Here is a 17,136-nt window from a genome sequence, read left to right on the forward strand (position 1 = left end):
TCTTCCATGACCGACCTCGTTCCCGTCACCACCCCTGCGGTCGTCGTCACGCGCGACGAACGCACCGTGGCCCTGCGCGACCTTGGGATCGCGCGCGAGAACCTGCGCTTCAACGCACCGCCGGACGATGACATCCCGCTGCTGGCCGAGACGCTGCGCGCCGCTGGCCAGCTGGAGCGGTTGACGGTCCGACCGGGACGCGGCCGAAAGGAACAGGCCTTCATGGCACTGAACGGTCGTCGCCGTCTCCTGGCCCTCGGTCTGTTGCTTGAGGCCGGCGACATCGACGGCGATCATCCGGTCCAGGTCTATGTCGAGACCGATCCGGCGCGTCAGGTCGCTTCCGTCCTGCTGACCAACACCGCTGTTCCCGTCCATGTCGCCGACATCATCATCGCCATCGGCCGGATGCTGAAAGCCAGGCTGACCATCGAGACGATCGCTCGCGCGCTCGGCTATGCGGAAATTGAGATCCGCCGTCTGGCTGCCCTGTCCGGACTGCCCCCGGTCGCGATGGAGGCCCTCAAGACGGGGCGGCTGACCCTCAAACAGGCACGGTCCCTGACGCGGCTCACGAATCGCAAGGAACAGATCGAACTCGCCGAGGCCGCCCTGGCCGGATACGGCTTCCAGGAGTGGCGGATCACCGAGCGTCTCGGCGCGGGCACGGTCACGATCCGCGACCGGCGGTGCGCCCTGGTGTCTCCCGACCAGTATGCGGCCGCGGGCGGTCGCATCGAGACCGACCTGTTCGATGAACTGCCGGCGGTGCTGCTGGATCCTGACACCCTGTCGGCGCTCTGGCTTGCGCGCGTCCGCGCCATCGCGATGACGTTCGAGGCGGAGGGGATCGATGTCCACGTCACCGCCGGGGCCGAGCCGGAGATGCCCGTGGACCTGGAGCCGCTTGGTTATCGCAGCGACGGGCTCGATGAGAAGGAACTGGCCGCCTGGCGCGAGGCCCGGGACCGCTATCTGGAAGCCGTCGATGCGGCGCGTGACACCGACATCACCACTGACCAGACGGACGACCTTCTGGTCGGCCTGATCCGGGCCAAGATCGCCCTCGACCAGGCCGGTGTCGGAGGACGCGCGGTGACGGCGGTGATCGTCTGGCCGGCCGCATCCTGCGGCATCGATCTGCGGTGCTACGCGCCGGCGGAACCGGAGCCGGCAGTCGATCCGGACGCGGACGCCTTCGAGGGGGACGCGGTGACCCCGACGGTCCGATCGTCCCATTATGAGGCTCCGCGCGTCGAGGCGCCGGTGCCCGAGACCGATGGCGTCACCCACGCCCTGCATGCCGTCCGGACCGATGTCGCCACGCGCGGTCTGATCCGGGCCCTGGCGGACGATCCCGGGGCGGCGCTCGCCGTTCTGATCGCGCGCCTGTTTTCGGTGCTGGTGGCGGGGGTGAATGCCGCCCGATCCGACTCGATTTCGACCGTCACGGCCACGGCGTTCGGATCGCGGACCGACCCTGCGATCGAGACGCTCGACGGGGTCGTGCGCGAGCGGCTCGATGCGCGCCGCGCCGCCTGGCAGGCCTCCGGCCAGACCGTCCTCGCCTGGGTGTGCCTGTTGCCGCACGGCGACAAGATGGCCTTCCTGGCCGAACTGACCGCGATCAGTTTGGATGGGCGGGAGGCGCGAACGGACCTGATCCGCAAGCGCGCCAGGGCCGAGGCCGCGGAGGTCGCCGATCTCGTGGGGGCTGACATCGCCCACTACTGGACCCCCGACGTCCGCTTCCTGCGCCCTCATTCCAAGCCTCTGCTCCTGGGTATGCTGGTCGAGATGCAGGTCGAGGACGACCGGGCCGGCTCGCTGAAGAAGGACGAACTGGTCGATTGGGTCGCCGAACAGGCCGCCTCGCATGCCTGGGCGCCCTCCTGCCTGTCGTGGGCGCTTGGAACCGACGAGCCTGGTCTGGATCCGAGCGCTGAGGACGAGACCGTCGCGACCGGCACCGGCGGGTCTGGCCTCCCGGTCGACGGTCGGGACGACGACCTGGGCGACGGGTCCGGAGCCTTCGTCGTCACGCCTGCGGGGGAGGCGGTGCTGGAGACCGCCGCCGCCTGATCGATCTTCGATCGCGTTGCGTGTGAACGCCGCCTCGGCTGTCGCCGGGGCGGCGTTCTGTCGTGGCACGGCCACCCCTGGGAGGCGGAGGAAGGGCGAACGAGGGCGAGCCTGAAGGACCGTGAGGGAGGTGCCCTCCGCTGCAGGCGGCCGGAGCCCTCGCCATGACCTCGATCCGCAGCCTGTCCCTATTCGCCGAACCCGTGGCGTCGGACGCGCCCGCCAACCGCCTCGCGGCCGCCCGCGCCCTGGCGATTCCGTTGGCGCGCTCGCGGCCGCTGGACCGCCGTCTGGTCGCGGAGGTGATGATAACGGCCTTCGGCGCGTCGGATGTCGACGGGGCCTGGTCCTGGCGCGACGCCTATGATGCCATCGAGGCGGCAACCGTGCTGCAGATTCGCCGGCTGTCGGCCCAGGTCGGAAGACTGGAGGATGCGCCGGCCGAGATCGCGGCGCTGCTGGCCGGGGTCTCCGCGCTCGGCCTGACCCACAGCCGGCGCAGCGAGGAACAGGTGGCGCTGGACCAGTTCTCGACGCCGCCGGAACTGGCCGCGCTCGCGGTCCTCGCCGCCCAGGTGCGGCCCGGCGACATCGTCCTGGAGCCCTCGGCCGGGACCGGGCTGATGGCGGTGGTCGCTGAGGCATGCGGGGCGCTTCTGACCCTGAACGAGATCGCGCCGGGCCGGGCGACCCTGCTTGACGTCCTGTTCCCAACCGCGACCCGGACGCGTCATGATGGGCGGCACCTCGCGGATGTGCTGGCCGAAGCGGGCCGGTTCGACGTCGTGGTCTGCAATCCTCCCTTTTCAGACTTACGGACCCATCTGATCGCCGGTCTGAAGGCGCTGGCCGACGGCGGGCGGATGGCGGCGGTGGTGCCCCTGACGGCGCTGACCGATACCGGGCTGAGAACAGCCCTCGAGGCGCAGGGCGCGATCGTTGCCGCGATGGCCTTTCCGTCTCGGGCCTTCGCCCGGCACGGCACGTCGGTGGAGACCGGACTCCTGGTGGTGGACCGGGGACGGGCAAAGGCCTGGGATGGAAGCATCCAACAGCCGGACGATCTGGCGGCGGCGGCCCTGATCCTTTCGGGCATCGCGCCAAGGCCGACGGCGCGACCGCGCGTTCGGCTGGCGCTGGAGGCCGGGGCCTGGCTCGCGCCCCGCGCGCGCGGCCTCGCCCTGCCGTCTGGCCGACTGGCTTTCCTCGCCGGGGCGACGGCACTGGATTACGGGACCCGCGCCTGGACCGGGGAGGGCCGAGACGTCGGTCTATATCAGGCCCACGCCCTGGCGCGGATCGATCTGGCAGAGCCACGCCCCCATCCGTCGCCCCTGGTGGAGTCCGGACCCATGGCGTCCGTCCCGCCGCCGGCACCGACCTACCGTCCGGTCCTGCCCGCGCCCCTTCGCGCTGAAGGACGGATCTCCGATGCCCAGACCGAGACGGTCATCTACGCCGGGGAGGCGCACGGCGCGCTTCTACCGGGAGCCTGGTTGCCGGATCAGGCTCCACACCAGCTGGTCCTCGTGCCCGAGGATCGGGCGGAGGCCGTGCGGCTGCGTCGGGGGTTCTTCCTTGGCGACGGCACGGGCTGCGGCAAGGGTCGCCAGATCGCGGCCATCATCGCCGACAACATGGCCCAGGGCCGAGTGCGGGCCGTCTGGCTGTCGCGCAACGACGCGCTCTTGGAAGACGCGCGACGCGACTGGGCGGCGATCGGCGGTGGTGCCCACGACATCGTGCCCCTGAGCCGCTGGAAGCAGGCCGACGCCATCCGCCTCGACCGGGGCATTCTGTTCACGACCTACGCCACCCTGCGCCAACCCGCGCGGGGAGGGCGGCCGTCCCGGCTCGACCAGATCGTCGCATGGCTGGGGGAGGACTTCGACGGCGTGATCGCCTTCGACGAGGCCCATGCAATGGCCAATGCGGCGGGCGGCGGCAAGGGCGCGCGCGGCACGAAGAAGGCGTCGCTCCAGGGCATGGCGGGACTGGCGCTCCAGAACCGGCTGCCGAACGCGCGAGTGCTCTATGTCTCCGCGACCGGGGCGACGACGGCGGAGAACCTCGCCTACGCATCCCGGCTGGGGCTCTGGGGTGGACCGGACGCGCCCTTCATGTCCCGCGCCGACTTCCTCGACGCCATGGACAAGGGGGGCGTCGCGGCCATGGAGCTGGTCGCGCGCGAGCTCAAGGCGCTCGGTCTCTATGTGGCCCGCAGCCTGTCGTTCGAGGGCGTGGAGTACGAGCCGCTGGTCCACCCGCTCGCGGAAGACGACATCGGAATCTGGGACGCCTGGGCCGATGCGTTCCAGCTGATCCACGGCAATCTCGCCGAGGCGCTCAAGGCGGTCGGGATCAGCGACGACGCGGGCAAGCCAAGGAGCCCGCAGGCGGCGGGGGCCGTGCAGTCCGCCTTCGAGGGGGCCAAGCTGCGGTTCTTCGGTCATTTGCTGGCGGGCCTGAAGGCCCCCAGCCTGATCGCCGCGATCCGGGACGATCTTGCCCATGAGCGATCCTCGGTGGTCCAGATCGTCTCGACCAATGAGGCGGTGATGGAGCGGCGTCTGGCCTCCATCCCGCCGGAGGAGTGGAACAATCTGTCGATCGACCTGACCCCGCGCGAATATGTCCTCGACTATCTGCGCGAGGCGTTTCCCGTCCATCTCATGGAGGCGATCGAGGGCGAGGACGGGGAGGTGACGATGGTGCCGGTCATGGACGACGGCCGGCCCGTGGTCAGCCAGGACGCCTTGGTCCGTCGCGAAGCCCTGATCGAGCGGATGGCCTGTCTTCCGGCCGTCCCGGGCGTGCTCGACGCCCTGCTGGACGCCTTTGGGACCGATGCCGTGGCCGAGATCACGGGCCGGTCGCGCCGTGTGGTGGCGCGGGACGGACGCCGCGTGGTCGAGCGGCGCGGCGCGTCCGCCGCCCGCGCCGAGACCGACGCCTTCATGGCAGGACGCAAGCGGATCCTTATCTTCTCGGATGCGGGCGGGACGGGCCGGAGCTATCATGCCGACCTGTCCGCGGTGAACAGGCAACGCCGGGTCCACTACCTCGTGGAGCCGGGGTGGCGGGCTGATGCGGCCATTCAGGGTCTGGGACGAAGCCACCGCACACATCAAGCCTCCGCACCGCTGTTCCGTCCCCTGACCACCGACATCCAGGGCGAGAAGCGGTTCACCTCGACCATCGCGCGTCGGCTGGATTCGCTGGGCGCGCTGACGCGCGGCGAGCGCCGCACGGCCGGGGCCGGCCTGTTCCGGGCCGAGGACAATCTGGAAAGTCCCTGGGCGCGCCGGGCCCTGCTGGTCTTTTACGGAGCGCTGATGTTCGGCGAGCTGGCGTCCATGACCCTTGAGACCTTCATGGCCAGGACCGGCCTGAAGCTGCTCGATGCCGACGGCGGGATGAAACCGTCCGACGACCTCCCGCCGATCCATACCTTCCTGAACCGTCTGCTGGCGCTGCGGATCGCCGATCAGAACGCGCTGTTCGAGGACTTCGACCGCATCCTGTCGGGCATCCTCGAACGGGCCGCCGCGTCCGGGGACCTGGACCGGGGCCTGGAGGACATCGAGGCCGAAGAGCTGGAGGTGCTGGACCAGGAGACGATCCGGACCGATGTCTCGACCGGTGCCGAAACGGCGCTGGTGACCTTCAGGCTCAAGGTCCGTCGCGAGCTCCTGACCTCGGATGATGCCCTGGCCTGGAGTCAGACTGTCGCGCATTCCCTGGTCGTCAACGAGAAGTCCGGTCGCGCCGCCATCGCCGAACTGGGCCTGACCACGGCGACGGACGAAGACCGGCTCGTCGCCGCCGTGCGGCTCGTCCGGCCCGACGCGCGACAGACGATGCCCGAGAAGGCCTTCGTCGAATCCGCCTGGAAGCCGGCCGAGCCGGCCGACTGGCGCGCGGTCTGGGATGCGGAGGTCGCCGAGACCGACCCGTGGCGTGCGCGCGACCTGTCGCTCGCGACCGGGCTGCTGCTGCCGATCTGGGGCAAGCTGCCCGCGCGCGGCTGTTCGGTTCGGCGGGTGCGCGCGCCGGATGGTCGCCGCTGGCTCGGACGCGTACTGGACGAGACCCAGGTCCGGACGCTGAAGACGGCCCTCGGCCTGACCGACATCGGTGCGGGCTGGGGGGACGGGGCCAAGACCGTCGCCACCCTGCTGGACCGGAATGTCCAGCTCTCGCTGGACGGCGGCCTGTGGCTGAAGCGGGCGCGGGTCATGGACCGCTGGCGGATCGAGGTGGTCGGCGGACGGACTGACCGCGACGCCCTGGTCGCGCTCGGCTGCTTCGTCGAGATCATCGCCTGGGCGCCGCGTGTGTTCGTGCCGGTCGATCGCCCGGAGATCATGGAGGCCGTGCTCCGTCGCCATCCCGTCCAGACCGTCCTCGACGGCGCGGCGGCCTGAACGGGCCGGGCGGGGCTAAATCCCCGTCCGGTCGAAGGAGGTCGGGAGGAAGGGAGGTTCCGGGTGAAGCGGAACGGGGAGATCGGCTCTCCGGCGCTTCGGATCCACAGGAGACGGACATGCAGACCATGGTGTTCACCGGCCGGCTGGCGGCCGACCCCCAGATCAGCGAGGACTTCGCCAAGGCGGTGTTCCGGCTGATCGAGAAACGCGGCGTGGATGGAACCGGCAAGGACCGGCTCGTCGGCGTCAACTGCGTGAGCTGGTCCAAGGGCCTCAACGAGAAGGTCGTCGCGCGCGGGCTGGCCCAGGGCTGCGAGGCCGTGGTCGTCGGGGCCTTCATCGACACCGCCTATACCGCCCGCGACGGCACCGAACGGACCGCCAAGGAGCTGGTGATCAACCGGCTGACCGTCCTGGATTGGGCCGAAGATCGCGACGCGGTGACCCCGACCCAGGACGCGTCCGACCGCGCCGCAGCCTGACCTCTTCAACCTCATCTCATCACAAGGAGACCGACCATGCAGACCCTCGTCCTGGAAGGCTATCTGGCCGCCGACCCCTCCATCCTGTCCGCGCAGGCCACGGGCAAGAAGCGCGCGAGCTTTCGCGTTCTGGAGACCACCCGCTTCCGCCGCGCCGACGGCACCCCCGGCGAGCGCACCACCGGCTTCAACTGCATCTGCTTCAGCGAGGCCACGACCGAGAAATACATCGAGGCCTTCGCCCGGAAAGGTGGTCGCGTCGTGATTCAGGGCCATGTCGAGAATGACAGCTGGACCGGCAAGAACGGGGTCGAGCACTACGACCTGCGGGTCGTGGTGGCCGACATCCGGCTGAAGAACCGCCGCGAACGGACGACCGAAGACGAAGCCGGTGATGGGCCTGTGGACCGGCAGGTCCGGGAGCCCGCCAGCGGCTACGATCTGAACGACGACATCCCGTTCTGATCATCGAGATCGGCCAGGCAGGCCAGACACGGCCCGGCGCTTGCGCGCCGGGCCGTGTCTGCGTGTGGTCCGGGCGCGAAGGCGGAGGGAGGGCGGATCGGGGCGAGCCGACCAGGCTCGATCAGCCGGAGACAGACCTATGACCGCCTCACCCTGGACAGACGACAGGATCGACCGATTGAAAACCCTGTGGCGCGAGGGCCGGACGGCTGAGGCCATCTCTCTGGACCTTGGCTCGGGGATCAGCCGAAACGCGGTGCTCGGGAAGGTCCATCGCCTCGGCCTGTCGGCCGGTGGACATGGTGCCACGCCGGTCATCAAGACCCCGGTCTCAAAGAGATCGACGCGATCCGCCCCGAAGCCGACGGCGGAACCGCCATGTCCCGCACCCGTCGAACACCCTGGGTTCGACGTTCCCGCTGAGGGGCTCACCACGATCCTGTCGGTTCGACGCCTGGAGTGCCGTTGGCCCTATGGCGAGCCGGAGGATCACGACTTCAGGCTCTGCGGACGCCGGGTTGAGCGAGGCGCCTTCTGCGGCGCCCATGCTGGAATCGGATACCGACCGCCGCCGGGTGGACCGCAGGCACTGATGGCGCTCGCGGGGCTGGCGTGATGACAGATCCCCGCACGAACCAGGGCCTCAGGGCCCTGACAGCGATCTATGCTCAGGGTCGGGCGGCCCATCACGTCGGTCTCGCCTTCGAGACCTGCCCGCCTCGCTTTGAGGACCATGATCGAGCGGACTGGCAGCGCGGTTGGCAGGGTGGTGCCGCGGAATGGGCACCGGCTTATCGGCACAGCTGGCCGGACGACCTTGGACTTTGATCGAATCTCGGAAGCGGACGCCCGTCGATGGGCTGCCTGAGAAATGCGCGAACCACGGCGATCCAGATTGGATCGCCGTTTTTCTTTTGTGGCGCTGCGCGCGTGTCGGGAGGCTCTTCATCAGAGCAGGAGAACGGAGGCTGATCAGCCGACCGAAATGCGGTGGTGCCTCGGCCAGGTACGCAGGGCGATCGGTCAGCTTGAAGACGAAGTCTGGCCGTTCAGGCGCCGGTGTGGCGTCGGCGGCGCGGCCGCCGACGGTCGAACCGAAAATCGATGCCCCGCTGTTGGTCTCGGCGCGACGGCGCCGAACGGTGTCCTCGCTCCGAAGGGGAGCGAGGACTTGCCCCCACACAACGCCCTCCGATTTTGTCACGGCACCCCGGACGTCAACGGCTGCGCCGTTCCCCTCCACGTCGGGCAAGCGGCCCTCCGCTCCGGTGACTTCCGGGGACCCCGCCGTGGCCAAAACCGGGGTCGTTGCGCATGGGGCGCTTCGACGTTTCAGAACATGGAATGACCCGATGCAAACCTTCTCATCCCCCTTCTCCGCCAAATCCGACTCCGCCTTCGACGACCTGGCCGCGTCGCTCGGCGACCCGCGTCCGCACCCGACCGAGGACGCCCTGATTCAGCTGGGGCGCGCCCTCATGACCGAGCTGCTGGACGTGATCGCGGACACCGCCCTGGAGGATTACCAGACCATCCTGGGGGAGGGGCTGATCGGTGCCTTCCACTCGATCGCAACCCGGATCGAACGGGATGCGGACCGGGCGAGGGATACGATGCGCTCGCTCGACCGGGACTTCGATGGGTCGGAGGCAGCGGACACCGAGCTTCAGGAGGCCACGGCCAGGGCCCGGTCCGGAGACGTGGCGACCCAGGCGACCGAGCTCATCCGGGACGCGGCAGCGCAAACCTGGACGGTCGCGACCGGCGAGGTCTGGACCGCTTGGCGGGGATCGCGGCGCGGCACGCATCTGACCGCCGCACAGCTGGAAGCGAAACAAGCGATCCGGGCGATCCGGAAACAGCGGGACGGAGAAGCCGATCCGAACGGTCCGATCGTCGCCTTCCGGGGGGCTCCGACAGCGGACACGCAAGGCGATGCAGGACGTATCTTCGACGCCCTGAATTGGGCCCTGGAGCAGTGGCCGGACATGGCGCTTGCGACGACCGGGGCGAAGGGCTCCGAGAAGCTGGCGATCAAATGGGCCGGGCAGAAGGGGGTGAAGCTGATCCTCGCCCGGGCGGACTTCGACACTCACGGCAAGGCCGCTCCTTTCAGGGCGAACGACGAGCTGATCGCGCTCGAGCCCGCCTGCTGCCTGACCCTGGTGCATTCGGTGGACCGGGCGAGGTCGGAGGATCAGCGACCGTTCGGACCCGCCGCCAGCTTCGGTCAGAAGGCGATCGAATCCGGACTGCGGCATGTGCCCATCAGGGCGAAGGCCGCCTGAACATTGAGACTGACATCGACGACCCGCTCGGCTTCGGCCGGGCGGGTTTTTGTTTGTTGGCCGGAGGCACCAGCCGTTTCGGTCCACTGGGATCGGGGGCGGCTGGCTCGATCGGGCCCGTGTTGATGACCATTGATCGGATGCGCGCGGGTTTGGCGGGCATGTCTGGAAATCCACGAAAAGGGCTGGAGGGCAAGATAAAAGAGGGTTTCTGGCGTCTCCGGTTCCCGTATCCTGTCAGTGGGTTAGCGGCCGGTCGGGAGCGAGGCGACGACTTGGATTGAGTTGTCGAGGCGATCCTGGCGGCGAGAGCGATGAAGGCGTCAGACATGCTGCTTCGAGAGGCGATCCAGTCCCGGGTTTCGGCCGAGACCAGCCAGAATCCATCCACGATCTCTGTGAGGCTTCCCTTGTCGCTCAAGACCGACAAGGTCGCTGTTCGGACGTGCATGTTCCAGCGCCTGGCGAGCTCGCGGCTGTTCGCGCTCGGCGACCGTTCAGGCGTGCTCAGGGCGGCTCAGCGCCGTTCGGGACGACCCTTCCGTCTGGACGTTCGGCAGCGGGTGATCGTCAAGGCACTGGTGTCGCGCCACATGGGCAAGGGCCTCGAACGGGCGGCGACTCTGGCCAAACATGTGGCCTATCTCGGGCGGGCCGGTGCGGGCGTGGAAGGGGCGCGGCCCGAGTTTTTCGATCGTGAGGTCGACGGGGTTGCGGCGGCGATCGAGACGGACGGCTGGGGTGAGGACCGGCATCATTTCCGGTTCATCATCTCGCCGGAGCACGGCGACCGGATCGCGGATCTGAAGGGGTATGTTCGCGACGTCATGGGACGGGTCTCAGCCGACCTCGGAGAGCCGGATCTGAAATGGATTGGGACCTGCCACTATGACACCGACCAGCCGCACGCCCATGTGCTGGTGCGGGGCCGGCGGGGGGACGGGAGGGACCTGGTCATCCCGCGCGACTACATCGGCTACGGGTTTCGCGGGCGGGCCCAGGAGGTGGCGCAGGAGCGGCTGGGCGACCTGTCGCGGGTCGAAGCCGAGCGCCGGATATGGAAGGAGACGGAGGCGGATCGGTTCACCGGGTTCGACAGGCGGCTGCTGGGCGCGGCGGACGGGGAGGGGATGGTCGACGACGGGGTGGGATCGACCGATGCCTGGGCGGCCCTGACGCGCGGTCGGCTGCGTCATCTGGAGCGGCTGGGTCTCGCGACACGAACGGGGCATCGGTATCGGCTCGATGGAGAGATGGAGACCAGGCTTCGGACCCTTCAGGCGAGGCGCCATATCATCCGGGCTCTGAACCAGCGTCGGCTGGAGGGGGCGAAGGAGGTTCGGGTGTTCGCCAAGGATGTCGTGCGGGGAGTGGTCGTGAAGACGGGGTTTCACGATGAGGCGGCTGCGGTGCCGTTTGTGGTCGTCCGGGATGCCGAAGGGGTCGAGCATTATGCCAGGACGCGAGTGGGTACGAACGGACTAGCGGTGGGAAAGACGCTGAGCCTGGTGCCATTAGGGGGTGGCTTGGCAGCGATCGACACAGCACGAGGAAGCGAACTGTCCAGGTAGGTTTGCGCGTTGGAGAACGGGTATTGGACGTCTCAAAGAGACTCTTCTCTGACCTTGGGAAGGTCCGCTTTGGTGCAGGTGAGTTCCGGGCCCGATTTCTCGCACCTGCTAGCTCGGGAGGTACGACGCCCTTTCCTTCTGCAGCCGCGCCGCAACCTCTGTTGCGCAACCTTTAGTTTGTCCGGGGAGATGATACTGTCTCGCTTCTGGAGGGAGTGATTCTGATCCGACCGCTTACACGCACGACGGCGGGAAAGCCGTACTATCGCCCCCAGGAGGTCGAGACCGAAATCTTGGGGCTGCTTTCGCTCGGTATCGAAGAGCGAATGGAAAAGCTCGCGCCGACGTCGCCATCCGGTTTGACCGTTCGCCCAGAGACACTTGTCTACTTCCTTCGCGAAGAAGCTCGTTCCAACCACGACGGGCGGTTTCGCATTCTCTACGACCTCGTCATGAGACGATACTTGGCGTTCTTCAGGCCGGCTGATCGCCAGGTCGGGGGAGTGACGCACACAGATGGCGCTCTTGATGGTGTTCGCCAGCACGCCTCTGAGCGTTTTGTGGAGAAAGTTCTGACGGACCGGACCCATGGTGATGATCGGCTCGACATCTATGAGGTAAAGTTTGGACTGGCTGCGGCCAAGGACAGGCTCTCCGCGCGCAAGGCTGTATTTCGTCACTTGGATCGCGAGGAGGTGCTGAACCCGCTTGAGAACGGCCCGATGGCCTCGCCGGAGGTCGAAGCCGCGGCGGCGCGACTGGCGGACGCGGGAGATACGACCAAAACTGACGTATCAGATTACCGGAAAAGCGTTCTGGCGGTGATTGACACTCTGCCTGACAAATATCGCAGAGTAGCAACCATGACGATGAACAACATTCCGATCGAGGCGAGCGATGCTGATGCGGCGTCGATCAGTAGGCTTGTCGGCTGCACGCCGAAAACCGCGCGGACCCGGAGAGACCGAGCCATTCAGATGATCCAGGATAAACTGGGCCTCGGGGCGTTGACATGACTCGCTCCGATTTAACGGAGGAGGAAGTCATCGACGCCTTCCTGCTCGAAGTCTCGACCGACAGTCGGACGCTGGCCGTTTATCTGGAACGCCACCCAAAGCACGCAGAAGCTTTGCTCGACCTCGCGCACGAGATCGCCTTCAGCGAGGTCAGCCAAAGTGCTCCGCCAGCGCCGGATGAAGATGAGCTCATCGCCAAGGGGTGGGCTACCATTCAGGCGTCCGCCAAGAAGGCCGTGACGATCGCGGACTGGACCGCCGCTGTGCTTGGCAAGATGCAGAGCAAAGTTGGCGCGCCCATGCCGATCTTTATGAATCTGCGCGATCGCCGCTTTGAACTGGAAACCTTACCGTCGAAGCTGCTGAACACAATTGCGACCTGCTTGGAGACGACCCGGGGAGCGATCGAGGACTACCTCCAGCAACCGGGCGGCTTGGCGAAGGGGGCCGCATACAAGTCGATCAAAGCGCCCCAGGTTGCTGACGAAAAGCTCGACTACGCCGCCTTCCTTCGTGACCTCGGCCTCTCCGAGGACGAGCAGCGCCGCCTGCTCGACGGGTCCGACTAGATGGACGCCATAGAGCTCGCCCGGCAGAAAGCGGCGAGTGTTCACGAGGATGGCGTCAAGCGCGGCGATGATTGCTGGACGCCCTACGCGTTCGTCGTGGCCCAGGCCGGCGCCCATGGTTTCACGGTCTATCCGGTGCCCGACTCCATGCTGGACGGCGCCTTGGCGCGACTCGATCCGGACGCCCGATGCATCGTCCACACCCAGGTCGGGTCCGCCTTCGAGAAGGCGGTTTATGTCGCCCACGAACTCGGCCACGCGCTTCTCGGCGACGGAGAACCTGTCAGCGCCTGTGAGATCGACCCACTCAGACCCGCCGAACAAGCGCCGGTCGGTGAAGAACGCGTCGTCGACTATAGCCGCCGGCAGCGTCGCGAAATCCAGATGGACCTGTTTGCGCGGGAACTCATTCTCCCCCGGCCGGTCGCGCGCAGACTGCACGTCGACGAGGGCTGGACGGCCACCAGGATCGCAGAAAAGCTCGGGACGCCGTTCGCGCTGGTGGCCCAGCAACTTCTGGATGCCCTGCTTCTTCCGCCGATCTGCCCGGAGCCGGATGTCCTCAAGCGGCCGCCAGTCCAGCCAGACCCGTCTCAGACCGCCGCCGCCGGACACAGGGGCGGACCCGCGCTCGTCGAGGCCGGTCCCGGAACCGGCAAGACACAGACTTTAGTCAAGCGGATCGCGGACCTTCTGGACGAAGGCGTGGATCCGCGGAGCTTTCTAGTCCTGACCTTTTCGAACAAGGCCGCTGGCGAGCTGTCCGACCGGATCGCGGCGCGAAACCCCGCCGCGGCAGCGGCCATGTGGATCGGCACTTTCCACGCCTTTGGGCGAGATCTCGTCCAAAGGCACTTCGAGACCCTGGGTTTCGACAGAGAGCCCCGACTGATGGATCGCGTCGAGGCTATTGAGCTGCTGGAGCCTGAATCGACCCGGCTAGACCTTCGGCACTACAAGGATATCCGGAACCCGGCATCCAAATTGTCCGACATCCTGGCCGCCATTTCCCGGGCTCAGGACGAACTCGTCGATCCGGCTGAGTATCTGGCTTTGGCTGAGGCGATGGGAGCTTCCGCCGGAGACGATGCGGAACGGCGGACGGCTTCGGAGAAGGCCGCTGAGGTCGCCCGAGTGTACGAGCGTTATCAGCAAATCAAACGCGATAGGCGTGCGATCGATTTCGGCGACCTGATCACTCAGCCCGTCGATCTGTTGCGCGAGAATCCCGCGATCGAGGCGGAACTTCGGACCCGGTACCGCCACATCCTTGTCGATGAGTATCAGGACGTGAACCACGCCAGCGTGGAGTTGCTGAAGCGGCTTAGCCCAACGGGTCAGAACCTATGGGTGGTGGGCGACGTACGACAATCGATCTACCGCTTCCGCGGTGCCTCGCCGTTCAACGTCGATCGCTTCGGGACTGAAGACTTTGGAGGGGGAACACGCCTTCCCCTCGACGTGAACTACCGGTCGAGCGAGGAAATCGTCGAGGCTTTCTCGGCATTTGCGACCGATATGTCCGCCGGCGCCAACCGTCCGACCCAGCTACGCGCCAACCGCGGTCCATCAGGCCATGCCGTCGAGCATCGTCGATTTCTGGACAACGACGGCGAGGCGGCGGCCCTCGCCGACGCCATTCGCGAGCACATAGAAGCGGGCTTTGCCTTTCGGGATCAATCCATCCTGTGCTCCGGAAACGACCGTCTGGCCCGGTTGGGTTCGGAACTGGAGCGCCGAGGCATCCCGGTGCTCTATCTCGGCAGCCTCTTCGAGCGTCCCGAGGTCCAGGACCTGCTCTCCTGGCTCAGCCTCCTGACGGATCCGCGGGCGATGGGCTTGGTCCGCGCGACGCCCTTGTCGGAAGGGCTCTCGCTGTCGGACGTCCAGTTGGTCACGAGGGCGCTACGGACCATGAACCGGGCCCCGATGGATTGGGGGCCCGCGACTGCCGGGGTCTCTGCGGACGGCCACGTAGCCTTGGATCGTCTCCGTGCGGCGCTCGCGGGCTTCACCGCTGGGGATCACCCGTGGACGATCCTGGCGACCATCCTGCTCGACCGATCCCGCCTTGTCGCCCACATCGCGACCTCGGGAGAACCGGGGATTGAGGCCCGGGGCGTCGCCATCTGGCAGTTTATGAACTTCGTCCGCGTCCAACCCGGCGGCGGGCCGAACGGTCCCGTGCGCCGACTGTTTGATCGCATCCGGCGCCTGGTTTCTCTCGCGGACGATCGCGACCTGCGCCAGTTGCCGGCCGCGGCTCAAGGCATCGACGCGGTCCGGCTGATGACTATGCATGGAAGCAAAGGGCTGGAGTTCCCCGTCGTTCATCTGCCGGGCCTGAACCACAACGCCTTGCCTCGCACCTTCATCCCAAAGCTCTGCTCGCCTCCGGATGGTCTGATCGGGCGCGTGAACGCGCCGGTCAGGGCTCTGCTTGAGACCGCGCACGACGATGAGCAGGAGTGTCTATTCTACGTGGCGCTCTCCCGAGCGCGGGACCGACTGCTCATCTATTCGGCGCGCAAGACCAAAGCGTCGGCGAGCCGGAAGGCTTCCGATCGCGGCGTGTCGGCCTTCGTCGGCCGGGCCACCCGAACGCCCGAGCAGATTCTTCCAGAGGCGGTCCTACCGGACCAGCGTCCCGAGGATCAGCCGGTCACCGTCAATACCGTCGAACGGCCCACGTTCGCCCTGCACGAGCTCGGTCTTTACGAGAAATGCCCACGACGGTTTCTCTATAGCGTCCTGCTGGCGATCGGCGGAAGCAGCGGAGCGAGACCGTCCTTCGTTACTATGCACGACATCGTGCGGGACGTGCTTGCCGGGCTCATCCGAGACGATGGCCCGGGCCAAGCCGAGGCGCTTCTCGAGGCCGCCTGGCGGGACAGCAGCCTGTCCGAAGACGAGTACGGCGCCGACTATCGCCAAGTCGCCGCAGGCTTGGTCGGCGCGTTCATCGAGAGTCGAAAGGGGCGGCCAGGTGACCCGGGCGACCGCCTCGTGGCGGCGCTCGACCGCGCTGACGTCTACATTCGGCCAGACGAGGTCCTCGAAAGTACGGACGGCCCGATCTATCGCCGGGTCCGGACGGGCCACTTCTCCAAAACGAGTGCGGCTGCGAAGACAGAAGCCGTCTTCCCGCTGGTGATCGACGCCGTTTCGCCCGGGGCGGCGATGGAGGTCGTTTATCTTGGGGACGGCCGGATCGAACAGGTCGCGCCCTTGGCCCCCAAAGACGCTGGGAAGCGCCGGGACGCGATCAACGGTTTTGTGGCCGAGATCCTGGACGGACGGTTCCCCACCAAGGAGTCGGCGTTCACCTGTCCGAATTGCCCTGCCTTCTTTGTCTGCGGACCGATTCCGCCGGGGTCGCTAAAAATCTGACGGCGGAATTACCGGTTCCCCAAAATAGCGGCGGTTTGAACTCCAGAGCCCGGCACTTCGCCTTCGGCCATGGAGTTTGAGACCAGTGACCTCCCCGAACGAGAGCCGGCCCGCCGGCGCCCATATCATCCAGTTCGCCGACGGCGACCTGAACTTCCGCCCCCTCACCCTGTCGGATCCGGTTCCCACCGGCCGCCAGATCCTCAACACCGGCGTCGGGCGCACGGCTGAGGCCTACAGCCTCTTCGTGATCCTGTCGGATGGCGAGTTCGAAGACATCCGCCTGGATGAGACGATCGACATTCGCCCGCGCGGCGAGGAGCGCTTCATCGGCTTCCAGACCGACCGGGACTACAAGCTGGCGATCGAGTCCAGCGACATGCGCTGGGGCAAGCCGGTCATCAGCGGCCGCATCCTTTACGGGTTGGCTGAGGCAGACCCCGAGGAGACCGACCTCTTCCTGCAGGCCCGCGGCGCCGAGAACCGCCGCATCCGCCCGGGCGATGTCGTCAACCTCGACGAGCCGGGAATCGAGCGCTTCTTCTTGGCTCCCCGTGTCAAGCCGGGCTTCGGGATTGTGGTCTTGTACAACGGTGCTCCGTCGCCGCAGCGGGTCCGCCCGGAGGAGTCGCTGCAGACGGTCTTGGACCGGGCCTTGGCTGCCTTCGGCAATCCGACCGGCGGTCCGGTCCTGTTCAACGAGGGCGGTGCCGAGCTCTCGCTGGGCCAGACGGTCGCCCAAGCGGGTCTCTCCGAAGGCTCGCGCCTGATCCTGCGCCCCCGCGTCGTTCAGGGGGGCTGAGATGAAGCTCCAGGTTCCCTCGGCGGTCATTGGGCAAACGT

Annotated in this window: 12 protein-coding genes; all 12 read left to right on the forward strand. The window is 67.3% G+C overall.

From position 1 onward, the window contains the following. Window positions 1-6 precede the first annotated feature (6 nt). The 12 genes from GGR13_RS06355 to GGR13_RS06410 all read left to right on the forward strand — a co-directional run bounded on the left by GGR13_RS06355 (window position 7) and on the right by GGR13_RS06410 (window position 17,095). Window positions 7-2,082 carry a ParB/RepB/Spo0J family partition protein gene (locus GGR13_RS06355; RefSeq protein WP_183212659.1) on the forward strand — a complete coding sequence of 692 codons (2,076 nt, stop codon included), beginning with the start codon at window positions 7-9 and terminating at the stop codon, window positions 2,080-2,082. Window positions 2,083-2,246: 164 nt separating this feature from the next. Continuing rightward, entirely contained in the window at window positions 2,247-6,509 is a 4,263-nt protein-coding gene (locus GGR13_RS06360) for a strawberry notch-like NTP hydrolase domain-containing protein (RefSeq protein ID WP_183212660.1), read from the forward strand. 119 nt (window positions 6,510-6,628) lie between these two features. After that, a complete protein-coding gene (locus tag GGR13_RS06365) occupies window positions 6,629-6,994 on the forward strand; it encodes a single-stranded DNA-binding protein (RefSeq protein WP_183212661.1) in 366 nt (121 codons plus the stop codon). A gap of 36 nt (window positions 6,995-7,030) precedes the next feature. Continuing rightward, entirely contained in the window at window positions 7,031-7,459 is a 429-nt protein-coding gene (locus tag GGR13_RS06370; RefSeq protein WP_183212662.1) for a single-stranded DNA-binding protein, read from the forward strand. 139 nt (window positions 7,460-7,598) lie between these two features. Next, on the forward strand, window positions 7,599-8,075 hold the full coding sequence (locus tag GGR13_RS06375) for a GcrA family cell cycle regulator (RefSeq protein WP_183212663.1): 477 nt from the start codon (window positions 7,599-7,601) through the stop codon (window positions 8,073-8,075). Next, window positions 8,075-8,287, forward strand: coding sequence for a hypothetical protein (locus GGR13_RS06380; RefSeq protein ID WP_183212664.1), 213 nt, complete (start codon window positions 8,075-8,077; stop codon window positions 8,285-8,287). Before GGR13_RS06375 ends, GGR13_RS06380 begins: the two co-directional genes overlap by 1 nt. A 524-nt stretch (window positions 8,288-8,811) precedes the next feature. Next, window positions 8,812-9,747: a DUF2493 domain-containing protein gene (locus GGR13_RS06385; protein WP_183212665.1), complete on the forward strand. Its 936-nt coding sequence runs from the start codon at window positions 8,812-8,814 to the stop codon at window positions 9,745-9,747. 314 nt (window positions 9,748-10,061) lie between these two features. Continuing rightward, window positions 10,062-11,318 (forward strand): DUF3363 domain-containing protein, encoded by a 1,257-nt coding sequence (locus tag GGR13_RS06390; protein WP_246347720.1) that lies wholly within the window; start codon window positions 10,062-10,064, stop codon window positions 11,316-11,318. A gap of 215 nt (window positions 11,319-11,533) precedes the next feature. Then, a complete protein-coding gene (locus tag GGR13_RS06395; RefSeq protein WP_221230444.1) occupies window positions 11,534-12,334 on the forward strand; it encodes a hypothetical protein in 801 nt (266 codons plus the stop codon). Beyond that, complete coding sequence (locus GGR13_RS06400; protein ID WP_183212667.1) at window positions 12,331-12,903, forward strand: hypothetical protein; 573 nt, start codon at window positions 12,331-12,333, stop codon at window positions 12,901-12,903. Before GGR13_RS06395 ends, GGR13_RS06400 begins: the two co-directional genes overlap by 4 nt. Then, window positions 12,904-16,293, forward strand: a complete 3,390-nt coding sequence (locus GGR13_RS06405; RefSeq protein ID WP_183212668.1) for an ATP-dependent helicase — start codon at window positions 12,904-12,906, stop codon at window positions 16,291-16,293. Between the two features lie 85 nt (window positions 16,294-16,378). Then, window positions 16,379-17,095, forward strand: a complete 717-nt coding sequence (locus GGR13_RS06410; RefSeq protein WP_183212669.1) for a multiubiquitin domain-containing protein — start codon at window positions 16,379-16,381, stop codon at window positions 17,093-17,095. The last annotated feature ends 41 nt before the right edge of the window (window positions 17,096-17,136 follow it).

The organism is Brevundimonas variabilis (assembly GCF_014199945.1).
Lineage (GTDB): Bacteria > Pseudomonadota > Alphaproteobacteria > Caulobacterales > Caulobacteraceae > Brevundimonas > Brevundimonas variabilis.

Excerpts from the sequence above, each read along its gene's own strand:
- GGR13_RS06365 (WP_183212661.1), top strand. The coding sequence starts at position 6,629 with ATGCAGACCATGGTGTTCACCGGCCGGCTGGCGGCCGACCCCCAGATC.
- GGR13_RS06390 (WP_246347720.1), top strand. The coding sequence starts at position 10,062 with ATGAAGGCGTCAGACATGCTGCTTCGAGAGGCGATCCAGTCCCGGGTT.
- GGR13_RS06405 (WP_183212668.1), top strand. The coding sequence starts at position 12,904 with ATGGACGCCATAGAGCTCGCCCGGCAGAAAGCGGCGAGTGTTCACGAG.
- GGR13_RS06385 (WP_183212665.1), top strand. The coding sequence starts at position 8,812 with ATGCAAACCTTCTCATCCCCCTTCTCCGCCAAATCCGACTCCGCCTTC.
- GGR13_RS06370 (WP_183212662.1), top strand. The coding sequence starts at position 7,031 with ATGCAGACCCTCGTCCTGGAAGGCTATCTGGCCGCCGACCCCTCCATC.
- GGR13_RS06375 (WP_183212663.1), top strand. The coding sequence starts at position 7,599 with ATGACCGCCTCACCCTGGACAGACGACAGGATCGACCGATTGAAAACC.
- GGR13_RS06380 (WP_183212664.1), top strand. The coding sequence starts at position 8,075 with ATGACAGATCCCCGCACGAACCAGGGCCTCAGGGCCCTGACAGCGATC.
- GGR13_RS06400 (WP_183212667.1), top strand. The coding sequence starts at position 12,331 with ATGACTCGCTCCGATTTAACGGAGGAGGAAGTCATCGACGCCTTCCTG.
- GGR13_RS06360 (WP_183212660.1), top strand. The coding sequence starts at position 2,247 with ATGACCTCGATCCGCAGCCTGTCCCTATTCGCCGAACCCGTGGCGTCG.
- GGR13_RS06355 (WP_183212659.1), top strand. The coding sequence starts at position 7 with ATGACCGACCTCGTTCCCGTCACCACCCCTGCGGTCGTCGTCACGCGC.